This window comes from Paraburkholderia sp. SEWSISQ10-3 4 (assembly GCF_030464785.1).
In the GTDB taxonomy this organism is placed as follows: Bacteria; Pseudomonadota; Gammaproteobacteria; order Burkholderiales; family Burkholderiaceae; genus Paraburkholderia; species Paraburkholderia aspalathi.
In genome coordinates this window covers 792,203-807,547 of sequence record NZ_JALPRI010000001.1, presented here as the reverse complement: position 1 = coordinate 807,547, position 15,345 = coordinate 792,203, and the positions used below count along the sequence as shown (strand labels likewise).

The 15,345-nt window shown below is 61.9% G+C and carries 16 protein-coding genes and 1 pseudogene; 6 read left to right on the top strand and 11 right to left on the bottom strand.

Features of this window, described 5'->3' with window-relative positions:
* Positions 1-17 precede the first annotated feature (17 nt).
* On the bottom strand, positions 18-1,055 hold the full coding sequence (locus M0D68_RS03645) for an HAF repeat-containing protein (protein WP_266223803.1): 1,038 nt from the start codon (positions 1,053-1,055) through the stop codon (positions 18-20).
* A gap of 700 nt (positions 1,056-1,755) precedes the next feature.
* Between M0D68_RS03645 and M0D68_RS03640 the strand changes: the two genes are divergently transcribed.
* Positions 1,756-2,028: a hypothetical protein gene (locus M0D68_RS03640; RefSeq protein ID WP_266223802.1), complete on the top strand. Its 273-nt coding sequence runs from the start codon at positions 1,756-1,758 to the stop codon at positions 2,026-2,028.
* Between the two features lie 195 nt (positions 2,029-2,223).
* On the opposite strand, the gene M0D68_RS03635 is transcribed toward M0D68_RS03640, so the two are convergent.
* Both M0D68_RS03635 and M0D68_RS03630 read right to left on the bottom strand, forming a co-directional pair.
* Positions 2,224-2,589, bottom strand: coding sequence for a nuclear transport factor 2 family protein (locus tag M0D68_RS03635; protein ID WP_266223800.1), 366 nt, complete (start codon positions 2,587-2,589; stop codon positions 2,224-2,226).
* Positions 2,590-2,670: 81 nt separating this feature from the next.
* Entirely contained in the window at positions 2,671-3,366 is a 696-nt protein-coding gene (locus M0D68_RS03630; RefSeq protein ID WP_266223799.1) for a glutathione S-transferase family protein, read from the bottom strand.
* Between the two features lie 90 nt (positions 3,367-3,456).
* On the opposite strand from M0D68_RS03630, the gene M0D68_RS03625 reads away from it, so the two are divergent.
* Positions 3,457-4,410, top strand: a complete 954-nt coding sequence (locus tag M0D68_RS03625) for a LysR family transcriptional regulator (protein ID WP_266223968.1) — start codon at positions 3,457-3,459, stop codon at positions 4,408-4,410.
* A 36-nt stretch (positions 4,411-4,446) separates the two neighbouring features.
* Here M0D68_RS03625 and M0D68_RS03620 read toward each other — a convergent pair whose 3' ends face one another.
* The 8 genes and pseudogenes from M0D68_RS03620 to M0D68_RS03585 form a co-directional block, all read right to left on the bottom strand.
* Positions 4,447-5,364: a LysR family transcriptional regulator gene (locus M0D68_RS03620; RefSeq protein ID WP_200618662.1), complete on the bottom strand. Its 918-nt coding sequence runs from the start codon at positions 5,362-5,364 to the stop codon at positions 4,447-4,449.
* 130 nt (positions 5,365-5,494) lie between these two features.
* Entirely contained in the window at positions 5,495-6,319 is an 825-nt protein-coding gene (locus tag M0D68_RS03615; RefSeq protein WP_266223798.1) for a putative hydro-lyase, read from the bottom strand.
* Positions 6,320-6,367: 48 nt separating this feature from the next.
* A complete protein-coding gene (locus tag M0D68_RS03610; protein WP_200676362.1) occupies positions 6,368-7,690 on the bottom strand; it encodes an MFS transporter in 1,323 nt (440 codons plus the stop codon).
* Between the two features lie 221 nt (positions 7,691-7,911).
* Entirely contained in the window at positions 7,912-8,040 is a 129-nt protein-coding gene (locus tag M0D68_RS03605) for a biotin/lipoyl-containing protein (protein WP_244869553.1), read from the bottom strand.
* Between the two features lie 65 nt (positions 8,041-8,105).
* Positions 8,106-8,252, bottom strand: a pseudogene (locus M0D68_RS03600) (LamB/YcsF family protein); the annotation flags it as partial.
* Entirely contained in the window at positions 8,245-9,192 is a 948-nt protein-coding gene (locus M0D68_RS03595) for a biotin-dependent carboxyltransferase family protein (protein WP_266223797.1), read from the bottom strand. The pseudogene M0D68_RS03600 and the gene M0D68_RS03595, both read right to left, overlap by 8 nt.
* Positions 9,189-9,944: a 5-oxoprolinase subunit PxpB gene (gene pxpB, locus M0D68_RS03590; RefSeq protein ID WP_266223796.1), complete on the bottom strand. Its 756-nt coding sequence runs from the start codon at positions 9,942-9,944 to the stop codon at positions 9,189-9,191. Before pxpB ends, M0D68_RS03595 begins: the two co-directional genes overlap by 4 nt.
* A gap of 62 nt (positions 9,945-10,006) precedes the next feature.
* Positions 10,007-10,438 (bottom strand): VOC family protein, encoded by a 432-nt coding sequence (locus M0D68_RS03585; protein ID WP_093634200.1) that lies wholly within the window; start codon positions 10,436-10,438, stop codon positions 10,007-10,009.
* 415 nt (positions 10,439-10,853) lie between these two features.
* Here M0D68_RS03585 and M0D68_RS03580 point away from each other — a divergent pair, with 415 nt between their 5' ends.
* The 4 genes from M0D68_RS03580 to M0D68_RS03565 all read left to right on the top strand — a co-directional run bounded on the left by M0D68_RS03580 (position 10,854) and on the right by M0D68_RS03565 (position 15,304).
* Positions 10,854-11,312, top strand: a complete 459-nt coding sequence (locus M0D68_RS03580; protein WP_093634434.1) for an MEKHLA domain-containing protein — start codon at positions 10,854-10,856, stop codon at positions 11,310-11,312.
* 177 nt (positions 11,313-11,489) lie between these two features.
* Positions 11,490-12,974, top strand: coding sequence for a HAMP domain-containing sensor histidine kinase (locus tag M0D68_RS03575; RefSeq protein WP_200618656.1), 1,485 nt, complete (start codon positions 11,490-11,492; stop codon positions 12,972-12,974).
* Positions 12,959-14,338, top strand: coding sequence for a sigma-54 dependent transcriptional regulator (locus M0D68_RS03570; RefSeq protein WP_093634198.1), 1,380 nt, complete (start codon positions 12,959-12,961; stop codon positions 14,336-14,338). The genes M0D68_RS03575 and M0D68_RS03570 overlap by 16 nt, the downstream gene beginning before the upstream one ends.
* Positions 14,339-14,497: 159 nt before the next feature.
* A complete protein-coding gene (locus tag M0D68_RS03565) occupies positions 14,498-15,304 on the top strand; it encodes a hypothetical protein (protein WP_266223794.1) in 807 nt (268 codons plus the stop codon).
* The last annotated feature ends 41 nt before the right edge of the window (positions 15,305-15,345 follow it).

The window sequence follows — 15,345 nt, the reverse complement described above, 5'->3', positions numbered from 1 at the left end:
CCACTAGAGACTGCCAATCATTTTTTTCGTGTCCAAAGGATAGCGTGCAACGTGGAGTTACCCGCGATATCGCCGTGCTCGTTGATCCCGACACCTTCGCTGAAGTTGTCCCCGGGGAGCGTGCCCAGGTCGGTCATCGCCCCGTGTTCAAACAGAAACGCGTGCGGCAAGTACGGGTTGGTTCCGGCGTCCGACTCGCCGACCACCTGGCCACGATTGTTGATCCCAAAAGCGTTGCTGTCGTTGCGACCGGGGAGCGTGCCCAAGTCAGTCATGACTCCGTTTTCAAACAGAAAGCCGTGCACGTCCCCGCTTGCGGTAGACGATATGCCGATCACCTGGCCGCGATTGTTGATCGCCTGAGCATGGCTGCTGCCGTTAGTACCCTGGAGCGTGCCCAGGTCAGTCATCACCCCGTGTTCATACAGAAAGGCGTGCGCGTACCCACCTGCGATGGACGAATAGCCGACCACCTGGCCGCGATTGTTGATTCCCAAAGCTCCGCTATCGCTGCCGCCGGGGAGCGTGCCCAAATCGGTCACCACGCCGTTTTCAAACAGAGCAGCGTGAACGTACCCGCGTAGGTTGGACGCTAAACCAACCGCCTGGCCGCGCTCGTTGATCCCGCTAGCTCCGCTGAAGTCGCCGCCGGGGAGCGTACCCAGGTCGGTCATCGCCCCGTGTTCGAACAGAAAGGCGTGCGAATTCCCACGCGCGGTGCTCGAGGAACCGACCACCTGGCCGCGATTGTTGATCGCGCTAGCTGAGCTGTAGCTGCCACCGGGGAGAGTGCCCAAGTCGGTCACCACGCCGTTTTCAAACAGACAAGCGTGCGTGTTCCCGCCCGCCGTGATCGAGTAGCCGATCACCTGGTCGCGCTCGTTGATCCCGAGCGCGTTGCTGTAGTTAAATTCACCGGGGAGCGCGCCGAGATCTTTGATGGTGAGACTTTGGCCTGCGGCAGGCTGGAATGCAGCGACCGCGATCAGAGTGAAAACAATCAGGGCGCGACGAACATAGCGCACATTGCCAATCATGTTGCATGCGGATTGCATAGTGATCCCCTTTCCTGGAATAAAACCCGGATCGCGATAAATTCAAATGCGGCACAGCGGGGCACACCTTGCGTTTCGATATAGGAGCAGATCGAAAGAAAGTCGAGTCTTTTGCAAAATAAAAATTTGCTATATATGCCGTTCGCGCGTCTATAGCGGGATAAATTGCGCTGGCTTTCATCGGAAAAGCGGGCGCGGTTAGTTAGGATTGCTGGCTGGTGCAACCAAGACGCTACCGCTGATCCACCATGGGTCACCGTGATCAATGACGAGATAGCCTGTTATCCGCTTTCCGTGTCGGAGATTCGAATATGTAGGCAGATAGAAGTTACCGACCACTCTAGTCTATGGAATGCCTTGTTTCAACTTATTAAATAGCGAGGCAAATTAATGACAATGCAAAATTGCGATGACTTGCCTTTGCTTGATAGCGGCTCAAACGCTCGCTCGCGTTTGAGCGCTCGACTCGCAGGATTTCTGCTGTTTGATTGGGGCGCGAACTGAGGTCATGGTGGTGTAGATGGCAAGGCAAACGCAAGCATGCTGCATGCGTGACGCTTGGCTCTAAGGGTTTGTACTTATTTTTTCAACATTGTTTTGTTCCGCAGGCACTTAATTGCGAGCAGGCCCAAGCCTAGACTGCAAGCACTGAAACGCAAACGGGCGTTTGCGGAACAAACGAAGTCTGGAGGTAAGTATCATGAAACTCGTTCAATCGCTCATCGTCGCAGCTGCTCTTGCAATTCCGGCTGTCTCATCTTTTGCTCAATCCAACGAAGCGGTCGCTCCGGCCGCACAAACTAGCGCTGCGACCGGTTTTGGCGGTGTTGCTGACGGCACTTCAGCGTCGGGCAGCCATCATGAGCTGCGTTCGTTCGGCACCGCTGTCTCCCACCTGGGACATAAAATTCAAGGCTCTGTTCGCCCGGACCCGAATGATGGAATGAAGCCTGTGTTTTTCGGCGGCGCATAAATTGACGGGATTTATTGCGGCCTTGTGTCGTTGACTGAGTGCTGCCTGGACGTCCTTGGTCTGTTGATGGAATGACGTAGAGACGCGCAGATAAATCTGCGCGTTTTCGCTTTCAGGAATCTGCCGCTGGGTTTGTTCGCTTTGCGCGGTGATTTCGTTACGAAATAATGTGAAGCCAAGTGGATCATGGCGTGGCTACGACGGCACAGAATCCAGAAAGACGTAGAGTGCTTCGATCCTCCCGTCGCGAACGATGATGACATCCACGCCCGTATAGTCGGGTACTTCATCACGCGGACCGGAACCCCATGCGAGGCGACCAGCATTGTGGAGGGCCTGCGCTTCACCGTGCGGCGCATAAACAAAATGCGGGTGTGTCGCCCGAAGATCTCCCGCGAATTTGTCGAGCGCGTCGTGCCCGACGAACGTACCCGGAGGCACGTAGAGCACACAATCTTCGGTATAAAGCTCCTCGATGGCAGCGCGACGACGCGCTGCGTCACCTTCGCCAAAGACCTCCTGAAGGTTACGATAAAGCAGTTCATGGATACGGTCGTTCATTGCGATTCTCCTTGGTGATTGACTGTGAACAGAGCCATGTCACGATGTGTAGAAGTCCGGGGAATTGGAGGTTGCATCGCATTACTGAGCGAGCGCCACGGTCTTTGCGATGGCCGCGACGACAGCCGGTCGCGTCGAGATCTCTTCGTACCAGCGAGCGACGAACGGAAATTTGTCGAGGGCCGCTCCGATCGCCTGATGACGCCACACCCACCCGAAATGGGCAATGTCTGCGATGCTGTACTCGACGCCAGCAGCGTATGGATGACGCTCGAGAATCTGGTTGAGCACGCCCAGCGTCCGATCGACCTCCGCCAGCGCCCGCGCTTTTGCCTCGGGTTGCGGCGACGCCTGGATCGCGACCTGGAATGACTGCAGGAACGCCGGGCTGAGGCCGGATGCGTGGAAGAAAAGTTGCTCGAAGACCTTGCCGCGTGGGGGGCCGTCTTTCGGAAGAAGCTGCCCGGTCTTCTCTGCGAGGTACACGAGGATCGCGGCAGACTCGCTGAGTATCACATCGCCATCCCCAGGAACCGATCGGTCGATGAGAACCGGGACTTTCGCGTTGGGATTCATTGCCTTGAAGGCGTCGGTCTTCTGCTCGCCCTGGCGCAGATTGACGGGAACCAGCCGATAGTCGAGCCCCATCTCTTCCAGTGCGATGGGAACTTTGATGCTGTTGGGCGTGGCGAAAGCATGAACTTCGAGCATGCTCTGTTGTTGCGTGGCATCGGGGCTGGCGAGATCGACAAGCCCTGGTGTCCTCTTTCGTTCCATGATTTATCTCCTGTGCGACGAGACAAATCTATGGCAGCGTGCTACTTTTCGAAATAGAAATGATTGAAAACCATCGTTGCAGAATTGCCGATGTCAAAACTACCGGACTTTGAAGGATTCGCGATGTTCGCGAAGGTCGCTGAAGAAGGTTCGTTTGCAGCCGCGGCGGCGGCAATGGGCGTCTCTGTCGCCACGGTTTCCCGGGCGGTCACCCGCCTGGAAGAGCGACTCGGGGGGAGGCTTTTTAACCGTACCTCCCGACGACTTGCACTCACGGACTACGGCCATACGCTTGCCGAGCGAGCGGCGAAAATCTACGCTGACGCCGAGGAGGCCGAGGATTTCGCGCGTGAGACCTCGAGCCGGCCGCGTGGTCTGGTAAAGCTCGCCGCACCACTGTCCTTCGGTGCTCGCTGGGTTGCCCCGCTGCTGCCTGAGTTCTTCCGGACCTATCCGGATATTGCCGTGGATCTTCATCTCACGGATGTCCATGCCGATCTGATCGGAGACGGCTTCGACGCCGCGCTTCGTATCGCGATCATGGAAGACTCGTCACTCGCTGCACGTCTCATTGCACCCGTGCGTCGGTTTGTCGTGGCATCTCCAGCCTATCTGTTGCGCTGTGGTCGACCGCAGCACCCACACGATCTTGGCGCCCACCAGTGCCTGACCTACGCCAACAGGAGCAAGCGCGACGTTTGGCGCTTTACCCACCAAAGTGGCGAGGAATGCACGATCACACCAACTGGGGCATTGCGAGTAACAAGCGTAGAAGCGTTACTGCCCATGCTCATCGCGGGACTTGCCATTGCGGAGCTTCCCGAGTTTGTCGCGACACAGTATTTCGCGGACAAACAGCTTGAACCGATTCTGACTGAATGGCGACTACCCGAAGGTGGTCTGTATTTTGTTACCCCTACTGCCCGCGCACGGCCAGCGAAGGTTAGCGCGTTGGCTGATTTCTTCATCTCCAGACTTGCCGCAGCGGAATGGAGCGCAGAGACACTGATGGGTTGGAAACCACCTGGCCATCGCATCAAATGATGGTGTCCGCTGCAAATGAGGCGGCGCTAACGCCATTCAAGCCCCGGCCGAGCCGGAGCGTTGTGTCATCGTCGTGGACGAAGCTCTGCCGCCCGGCGCCGCTTCGACGACGCAGCGATTGAACTCGGCAATCGCCGTCCGTTGAGTTTGCCCGCCGCGCTCGACCAGCCCGATCTCGCGGCTGAATGTATGCTCGCCGAGCGACAGCTTATCGAGACCTCGTGGAATATGCAGCGATGCCGCGTTCGGTATCAACGCAATGCCTACGCCTTGTTCGACGAGGCCGACGATACCTTGCAACTCGTCGAGTTCGACGACGTCATGTACGCGCACGCGTATCCTGCGCAGAAAGCGCTCAACGAGACGGCCGCCAAACGAATTCCGGTCGTAGCGAATGAACGGCTCCGATGCGAGCAATTCGCGCCAGGGCGTCTTTGCGAGCTTCTTGGGCACGAGTAGAACGAACGGCTCAGCGCAGAGGAGGTGCCACTTCAATTCGGCTGGCAACGCGAACGGCGGTTTGATGATGAGCGCGGCATCCACGTCGCCGGAGTCGACCTGTGCCAGCAGATTCAGCGATACGCCAGGCACGACGCGTACGTGCCAACCCGGCGAGCTCACACGAAACCTTTGAATCGCGGATACCAGCAACGAAGCCTGGGCCGATGCAATGGCGCCAATGCGAAGAAAGCCGGTTGCGCTCGAGTCGCCGGCCTGAGCGGAGAGCGTCGCGTATTGCCGAAGCAAATCTTCGGCGACGGCTGCCGTCCTGATGCCGGCTTCGTTGAGTGTTGCGGAGCGTCCGGTCCGATCGAAGAGCGGAAACCCTAGATCTTCTTCCAGCCGTTTGATTTGCGCGCTCACCGCCGATTGCGTCAGACCGATATGCGAGCCGGCATTGCCGAAGGTGCCGAAGCGGACTACGGCGAGGAACGTCTTGAGTTCGCGCATCATGGCGTCTGGGGCGGTGGGGTGGCCGCTGGCGTTGGTGTGGCGTGTATTTCATCACAAAGCGGTGGCGCAAAAAAACAGACCGCTTGTACCGCCCGCACCGGGCATTGAGTGCAGGCTGCCGCGAGCGAAGTCAAAGCAGCTTCAGGTCGTCGGTCCGGACATCGCAGATCAGCATGTGACCGGGCGCATGCGTGATGCAGATCGGCGGGCGTGCTTCGATCACTGCGGCTTGCGGTGTGACACCGCAGCCCCAGAACACCGGTGTTTCGCCGTCGAGAATCGCGGTCGGCTCGCCTTCGTCGGGCACATTGACGTTGCGGATGCCGATCGCGGCCGGGTCGCCGATATGGACGGGCGCACCGTGCGCGCCGGGCAGCTTCTCGCAGACTGCATACGCGATCGCTGCATGCTCCGGCGTGTAAGGCCGCATCGACACCACCATCGGCCCGCGGAAAGCGCCCACCTGCCGCGTCTGAATCGACGTGCGGTACATCGGCACCACTTTCTGTTCGTCGACGTGACGCACGTTCAGACCGGCAACCTGCAAAGCGTGTTCGAACGACAGCGAGCAGCCGATCACGAAGCCGACCCAATCCGCTTGCCACAACGCCGAGACATCGTCGAGTTCCTCGACCAGTTCGCCGTCGCGCCATACGCGATAGCGGGGCAGGTCGGTGCGCAGATCGATGTTGTCGCCGAGCATCGGCACGAGGCTGCTGCCGGGTTCGGTCATGCCGATCAACGGACAAGGTGTCGGATTGGCGCGGCAATAGGCGGCGAAATCGTCCGCCCACGCCTTCGGCAACACGACGAGGTTGCCTTGCGCGTAGCCAGGCGCCATGCCGCTGGTGTTGCCGCTGAAGCCTGCCCGTATTCTCGCGCGCTCGGTCCAGGGCGTTGGCGCGAGCGCGGCTTGAGCTTCAACGTCGACGCGGACTGTAGTGGTTTGCGTCATGCCAGGTGTCCGTGTTGAGGCGCGAAGTAAGCGCTGCGTGTGTTGGTGTCAGGCGAGCGATGTGTCGGCCGTTTCCCGGATGCCGGCGAGGGTCACGAGCGCGACCACCGCGGCGCCGACAAGGAGGAAGGCGGGACTCAGCAGATTGCCGGTGTGGCCGATCAGCGCGGTGGCGAGATACGGCGTGACACCGCCGCCGAGGATCGCGCCGAAGTTGAAGCTGAACGCCATGCCGGTGTAGCGCACGCGCGTCGGGAACTGCTCGGTGTAGGTCGGGTAACCGACCGACTGCACGATCGGCATCGGCAACGCGACGATGAACATCGCGAGAAACGCCAGCGGCATATTGTGATGGTTCATCAGCATCATCATCGGGATCACGAGGACCGCGTACGAAGCGAAGCCGATCGCGAGCACTCTGCGGCGTCCGATCCGATCGGACAGCGCGCCCCAGAGCGGCATCAATGCGGCCATCGTCATGCTCACGAACGACATCATCCAGAAGACACTGGTCTTGTCGTACTTCAGGTACGTGATCATATAGATGCTCATGAACACGAAGCCGACCCAGTACCCGGCATTCTGTCCGAACGACACCAGAAATACCCTGAGCATCGCACCACGATGATGGGCGAGGACTTCACGCAACGGTGCCTTGACGGGCTCACTTGCTTCGAGGACCTTCTTGAACGCGAGCGATTCGTCAATACGCCGGCGCATATACGCAGCAATCACGACGAGCGGCACCGCCATGAGAAACGGGATGCGCCAGCCCCAGTCATGCAGTGCGGCACTATTGACCGATGCAGTCGTCAGTCCGCAGACTGCCGCTGCAAGCGAACCGCCGATCGCGACACCGACCGGCGTTGCGGAACCAAACAGGCCGCGTTTGCCGCGCGGCGCCGATTCCGCAACGTAGGCCGCGGCGCCGGTCACTTCGGCACCGGAAAAGAAACCCTGAACGAGCCGTACGGCTAGCAGCGCAACGGGTGCGAGGACACCCGCTGTGGAGGCGACTGGCAACATGCCTACCGCAGCGGTTGCGATGCCCATGCCGATCACCGTGACGAGCAGGACCGAGCGGCGTCCGATTCTGTCCCCGATCCGGCCGAGCACGATGCCGCCTATCGGGCGCATCAGGAACGCGCTGCCGAACACGGCCAGTACCGATAGCAGTGACGCGGTGGCGTTGTCGGCAGGAAAGAATAGCGGTCCGATGATCGCGGCCATATAACCGTACACACCGAATTCGTAGTACTCGATCGCGGTGCCGGCGGTTGCAGCGATGGCGGCTTTGCGGGCGGTCGTGCCGGGTACGGACGAAGATGGCGTCGTTTCGACATCGAACTCTGCAGCTGAGGCATTCGACATGATGATTCCCACGTGACGGTGACACTAGGACGAGATAGAAAGAGCGTCCGATTCCTTCGATGCGAGGTCGACGCGCGATCGGTGGCTTCGGTTCACCCAGCTAGGGTTGGCTGCATGCGTTTGGCACGGGCCCGGGCAAAAAACAACAAGGTAATAACCTCGCAATTGATAAGCATGCCGAATATAAGTACGGATACCCGGGTGTGACAGGATCGACCGGCTCAGTCCGGAATGAAATGAGCCAGAGTCTGACCTTCCTCGACAACTTCTCCTTCCGCGACGAGATTCGACCCGATGTGGCCCGATACGTCCGCCTCGACCGGGATTTCCATCTTCATCGATTCGAGCACGAACAGCTCGGCGCCGTAACGAGAACACCCGCGCGGGTCAACGCGTCGCGGATCTGCCGGGCGAAGGTGGCCGCGATCGTCTGCGCATCGCCCGCATGAAAACCGCAGGCGATGTTGGCCGACGTTACGTGCTGAAGTATTGCGTCGTCACAGCCGAGGCGATACACGCTGAAGCTTTCGCCGAGATCGCTGTTGAAGTCGATTTCAACCATGACCGTGTTGTTCCAGTGCGGCGAAACAGTCCTCCTGCAACAGCAGAAGCCGTTGCGCGGTTTCCAGATCGACACGGGTGAAGTGCACGGATTCGCCAGGCATTTTCTGGGCGAGCCGGGGCAGATCGACCGCGCAAACGTGACCGATCTTTGGATAGCCGCCGGTGGTCTGCCGATCCGCCATCAGGATGATGGGCTGGCCGTCCGCCGGTACCTGGATAGCACCGAAGCCGACCGCTTCGGAGGCAACGTCGCGTGGTGCGCTCAAATCGAGCTGCCCGCCTTCGAGGCGATAGCCCATGCGGTCCGATTGCGGCGCGAGCCGGTAAGGTTCGCGCAGAAATGTCTGTTGCGCCTGCTTCGAAAAGTATTGCCATTCGCGGCCTGGCAGTACGCGGATCGGCGCGTCCGGCGCGCTCAGAATGTTTTCGTCGAATAGTGTCCGGTCCGGATGGTGCGGTACAGGTCGGGTCGGCGCGTGAGCGGCGAGCAGATCGCCCTTCTTCAATGGGCGTCCCGCGTGACCGCCGTAGCCGCCTCGCGTGTAGGTGCTGGCGCTGCCCATCACCGGATCGAAGCGGAAGCCGCCGCGCACCGCGAGATACGCGCGCAGGCCGCTGCGGCGCTTGCCGAAAGAAAGCTCGCTGCCGGCGGGCACCATCGTCGCCCGATCGAGCGGGACCGGCGTAGCGTCGAGCTTCGCGTCGAGATCGGCGCCGCTCAGCGCGATCACTGTGTCGTGCAGGAATCTCAGCGTCGGTCCCATCAGCGTGATTTCAAGCGTTGCGTTCGTCGACGCATTGCCGACCAACGCGTTGGCAATGCGGTGGGCACGTTCGTCCATGGCGCCGTTTGCCGGAATCCCGAGATGCTGAAAGCCAACACGGCCGAGATCCTGAAAGGTGCTCAACGCGCCGGGCTTGATCACTTCGATGTTCATTGAGAGGCTCCCGGGTGCTCGTTGAGCGCGTCGAATTGAGCCGCGCTGATCGGCACGAAGCGGACCTGATCGCCCGCCTGCACGAGGCACGGTTCGGCGCGCGCTGGCGCGAACAGCGACAGCGGCGTACGGCCGATCAGATTCCAGCCGCCCGGCAACGTCAGCGGATAGATAACTGTTTGCCGGTTCGCGAGGCCGATCGAGCCTGGCGGGACAGCCGTGCGGGGTGTTGCGCGCCTCGGCAGCGAAAGCGTTTCGTCGAACAGGCCGATATACGGATGTCCCGGCGCAAAGCCGAGCATCATCACGTCCACGGGTGCGCGACTGTGACGCTCGATGAGTTCGGTCGACGACAGATCGCATGCGCAGGCGGCTTCGTCGAGATCGGGGCCGTGTTCGTCGCCGTAGCACACGGGAATTTCGACAATACGGGTCGCCGCGGGCTGCACGATATCGACGCTTTGCAGCAGCGCGCCGAGCGCGTCGCGGATCGTGTCGAACGGCATCCGCCGGGTAGCATCGCGCGGCACGCGTGCCGGGTCGTAGTGGATGCCGACAGTCGTCAAGGACGGAACGATGTCCGTGACGTAATCTGGCCGTGACGACACGATCCGCGCAGCGAAGGCGCGCGCCATCCGGTTGGCCTGCACGGTGTCGCCGCCCGCGAGTTCGACGATGAGCAGCCGTTCTCCTGATGGGTGGATTGTCCACGACGGCATTTCGTCGCGATTGGCAACCAGAGTCCGTTTCATGACGATAGAGGGCGATGATGTCGAAGAGGGAACGGCGCGCGCAGCGCGACGGAGCAGACGACTTACTTGGCGAACAGTGCAGCCATGTTCGCAAACGCCTTCAACTCGAGTGCATTGCCCGACGGGTCGAGGAAGAACATCGTCGCCTGCTCGCCGACCTCACCCTTGAAGCGGATGTGCGGCTCGATGATGAATTTCGTGTGTGCCGCTGTGAGCTTCCCTGCCATTTCGGACCATTGCTTCATCGACAGCACGACGCCGAAGTGGCGCACTGGCACGGCATCACCGTCAACGGCGCTGGTCTTGACGTGGCCGACTTCTTCCGGCGCGAGGTGAGCGACAATTTGATGACCGTAGAAGTTGAAGTCCACCCAGTCTTCGGCGCTACGTCCTTCAGGGCAGCCGAGCAGTTCGCCGTAGAACTCCCGGGCCGACGCGATGCTGTGAACCGGAAAGGCGAGATGGAAAGGGGGAATGTTGGTGGTGGCGTCCATGGTATGACTGAATCTCAGTGGGGTTATCGATCTGCGTGTGCTTGCAGCCTGCGTGGTGTGCCGTTGCTGTGACATGCAATCGTTACTTCACGCTATGGAGCCAAGTCTAGATACGACAGAAATGCTCGACTACCGATATATTTTTGACCTGAGCATCAAAAAAACAGATCAATCGATGGTGGCGGTGATCGGTGAGTGGCGCGGCGGATTGTGAGTTCGCGATGGATCGCTGTTGTCGGTCGCGGGGAACGAACAGGTCTGTTGAGTAATTGGGAGCGAGACTTCACGTCTCGCGATAAGTAGTCTCGACCAGCAACACAGTGCGCCGGGAAGCTGGAAACCTTCACGGCCAATGTTGTATCGTGAGCGCCACCGCCGTCGCACAGACCCCACGATCTCCGTCGAAATGCCCCAGATGATTCCACTCCACAGCGATCCAGCTTTCTATCAGCTCCTTGCCGACAGCTATGCCCGGCTACTTGGTCGGCCCCTGGTGCACCAGGCCATGCCCGTGGCCGAAGCTACCGAATGGCTCTATGAGCACGCCCCGTTCGCGGTACTCGCGCATAACACCGATCCCGACCCGCTCTTTATATACGGCAACAAGGCCGCGCAGCGCCGCTTCGGATATAGCTGGGATGAAATCACTCGACTGCCGTCCCGACTCTCGGCCGAGGCTCCGAACCGCGAGGAGCGGCAGCAATTTCTCGCACGCGTACAGCGGCTCGGCTACGAGGCGGGCTACAAGGGCGTGCGTATCACCAAGTCGGGCCAGCGCTTCATGATCGAGGAAGCCACGCTGTGGCAGCTTCTCGACATGGACGGCAAACTGCACGGCCAGGCGGTTGTCATCCCGCGCACGCGCGACCTCTGATCGGGCATATCAATCTGGGACGAGCTGTAGTTGCTGGTTGAAAACAGTCGATACGATGAAGCGGCCGACCGTCGCATCGCCGGGGCCGTCTGGCGCCGCGAGTACCGTCGCTCGTCCCTATGTGCAGGCAGGAATTTTGCGTCTGAAGTTCCGCTCCAGTTCCCTTGCAGGCTCCTCATGCCGAGACCTTCGTTTTCCACCCAGCTTTACGCGCTGTGGATCCTTATCGCCGTACTGTGCTGCCTGCTGACCGTAACCGTGTGGGTGATGCTGTCGTCGGCGCTCGGGGAGCGTGTCGCGGATGCGAAGCAGCAGGCCGCCACGGCCTGCGCGGCGGTCGCGTCGCGCTACGACATGTCGGTGCAGCGGCCGGGCGAAACGAATGTCGATCTTATGCACGCCGTGCTCGATCTCGTCCTGGTCCGCACGGAGGGTATCGAAGGCGGCTTCTGGACTTCCGCACCCGTGCCCAGCGCACCGAGCGGTTTTCTCGCCTACGCGTTTCCCACCTACGAAGGTAGCGGTGTCAAACGCGATATACCCGAGGCTGAGACACCGCTCATTCTTCGCACGCTGCGAAACGTGGTCAGCACCGGCCAGATGCGCGCCGACGTCGTCTCTGGAGGCGCCGATGCGGTAGCCGCCGTCGCCTGTCCGGTTCCGCGTCATGCCGGCCTGCTCGCCTGGACGCTCACGCGCGCGCGGCCGCCGCTTGGGCCATATGGGCAGCGGGCCGCGACGTTCCTCGCCGGCGTGCTAGCGATCATCGTGGCGCTGGCGCTGCTGCTCGCGATGGCGCTCAGACGCTGGAAGCGCAACCTCACGCGGCTCGAACAGGCGCTTGCGCCAGACGGTCGACTCGAGCAGGGCAGGCGGATCGATCGACTTGGCGAGCGCGATCTGGACCATATCGTCGATGCGCTGAATCGTTATGTCGAACGCGCAGAGCACCTGCAACGCGAGGCGAACGAGTTGACCGCGAAACTCGGGCAGGCGGAACGTTTCGGCGCGCTTGGGAAGATGGCCGCACAGATCGCCCATGAAATCCGCAATCCGGTGGGCGCCATGCGGCTCAAAGCGGAAAATGCGCTGGCGGGCGACGCCGCCCGGCGCGAGTCCGCCCTGAAGATCATCATCGAGCAGGTGGGGCGCATCGAGTCGCAGTTGTCGAGCCTGCTCGCGCTTACCCAGCCCGTCACCGTCCGCGCGCAGGAAGTCGACCTGCGGGCGTGGCTTGCCGGACTGGTCCGTACGCACGAATCTCGGGCGGAAAGCCGGCACGTAAGCTTGCAGGCCGAAGCTGCGTCCTGCACGACGCAGCCGGTCTTCGATTCGGCGCAACTGGCGCGCGCACTCGATAACCTGATCGTCAACGCGCTGCGTCACGCACCGTCCGGCGGACACGTCACGGTCAAGGCGCGCGCCATGTCGGAAGATGACGGCGAGCGGCTCCGTCTCGAAGTGATCGACGATGGCCCCGGCGTGAGTGCGGGCGAGCGCGAACGTATCTTCGAGCCGTTCGTCACAGGCCGGCCCGACGGGTCGGGTCTGGGCCTCGCAGTCGTGCGCGAGATCGCATCGGCGCATGGCGGCCGCGCGTGGCTTGAGGACAATCCGGAATTGACCTGTTTTGTAATCGATATGCCATGGCGACCATCCTGATCATCGACGACGACGACGCCTTCCGTGACGGCCTTGCGGAAACCATCCAGGACCTTGGATACACGCCGCTCGAGGCACGTTCGGGCGAAGAAGCGATCGAACGTCTGCGCGAGGAGGCGTCGCCCGACTGCATCTTTCTCGACTTCCGGCTGCCGGGCGCGGACGGCCTTTCCGTGCTCGAAACGCTGCGCGGGACGGCTGGTCTGCAGGACGTGCCGGTCGTGATGCTGACCGCGTACGCGACCAGCGACAACACGATCGGCGCGATGCGGCTCGGCGCCTTCGAGCATCTGACCAAACCGGTTGGCCGAGACGAGATCGCCACGCTCCTCGCGCGCATTCTCGCAACCCGCACGAATACGCCCGCGCCACAGGCGATCCACAGATTCGCGGACGAAACACCCTCGCGCGAACCGCAGTTGCTCGGCATCAGCGAAGCCATGCGCGACGTACAGAAGCGCCTCGGCCGCGCGGCCGGCACCAACTCGACGGTGTTGATTACCGGTGAGACGGGCACCGGCAAGGAAGTGGCGGCGAGCGTGCTGCATCGTGCGTCGGCGCGTGTGGGCGGACCGTTCGTCGCCGTGAACTGTGCGGCGATCCCGGAAGACCTGCTCGAGAGCGAACTCTTCGGCCACGCCAGGGGTGCATTCACCGGTGCACATGCAGACCGGCGCGGTCGCTTCGAAGAAGCGCATGGCGGCACACTCTTTCTCGACGAGATCGGCGACATGCCGCTCGCGATGCAGGCGAAGCTGCTGCGCGTGCTGCAAGAGCGGCAGATCACGCCGCTCGGAACCAACAGGCCGCTTGCTGTCGATGTACGCGTGGTGGCCGCGACGCATCGCGACCTGCCGGCGATGATCGCAGCGGGCACGTTCCGGCAGGATCTATCGTATCGGCTCAGCGTGATTCCGCTGCACATACCGCCTCTGCGCGAGCGCGTAGCCGACATTCTGCCGCTGGCGGAGCATTTCCTCGCGGCCGTCGCTGGTCCCTCCGAAGCGGCGCGCAAGCACCTCTCCGCGGACGCCCAGCGCCTGCTCGTCGGCTTCAGCTGGCCCGGCAACGTGCGGGAACTCGCCAACGCCATCGAACGCGCGAGCGCGCTTGCGCCTGCCGCGCTGCTGACCCGCGAAGATTTCACCTTCCTGTTCGATCCGGCCGCGAACGACGCCTATGCGATTCCCGCAGGCCTCATCGACCTTCCGCTGAACGACGCCCTCGCACAACTCGAACGCGCCCTGATCGTCCGGGCGCTTGCGCTCGCCGATGGCAATCGCGCTGAAGCGGCGCGCAGGCTCGGCATCAGCCGCCAGTCGCTCTATACGCGTCTGGCGAATCTCGGCCTGTCCGACTCCTGACCGTTCGAAGGTGTCCAAGGTGTCCATTAACCGGACAGCACCTGTCAGGTTAATGGACACTGCGGCCCTGCTTCGTTGCGTTGCTGCCCGGCCGCATGGGATTTCTGGCCGATGGCATAGGCCTTGCAGAAAGCTCCTCGTCTTACGAAGGAGTGGACCATGCAAGCGATTCCGAATTACCCGCTTAGCAGCATCGCTACGCGCGTCTTGAGCGCGATGAGCCTCGCGGCGCTCATGGCGGCGAGCACCGGATGTGCCGCCCAGACTCAACCTGAGCCGCCAACCGCGCCTCCGCCGCCACCGGTCGCGACCGGCGCGACGCCACCCGTGCCTCCATCCGGCGTCGCTGCCATGGCGCTGCTCCCGCAGCCAGTCGGCGGCCCGGCGCCGCTCATCGATGCCGGAGATCTCACGACCGCGCAGGGCACCGTCGCGCGTTTTCTCACCAATCCGGATGGCGACGTCGACGGCTTGTTGACGAGCGACGGCGTGCTCGTGCATGTTCCGCCGCACATGGGTCCGCAGCTTACGTCGATGGTTCGTCCGGGTGACAACGTGCAGGTGAGCGGGAGGCGCGATGCCGGCGGCGCGCTCGCGGCGCAGCGCATCACCGACACGCGCAGCGGCCAGCAACTGGAAGATCAGCCGCCACTGCCGGGCACCCAGCGGCTGCCGCGTGAGCTACGCGGCGTCGCGCTGTCGCGTCTCAGCGTGCAGGGCCAGGTGGCGCACGTCACGACCGCGCCACGTGGCGAGCCGGACGGCGTGATCCTGGCCGACGGCACCGTGATCCGGCTGACGCCGCCGATCGCCCAGCAGTTTCCGACGCTCGTGCAAACCGGCGCGAAGGTCTCGGCGCAGGGCTACGGCACGCGCACCCAGTACGGCACAGCACTGCAGGCGACGGCATTTGGATCGCCCGGCAATCTGACCCGGCTCTACGATCGCGCGCCACCGGCCCCTTGAGCGCGCCCGGTAACCGCACCTGACATTCACCCGTTCAACCA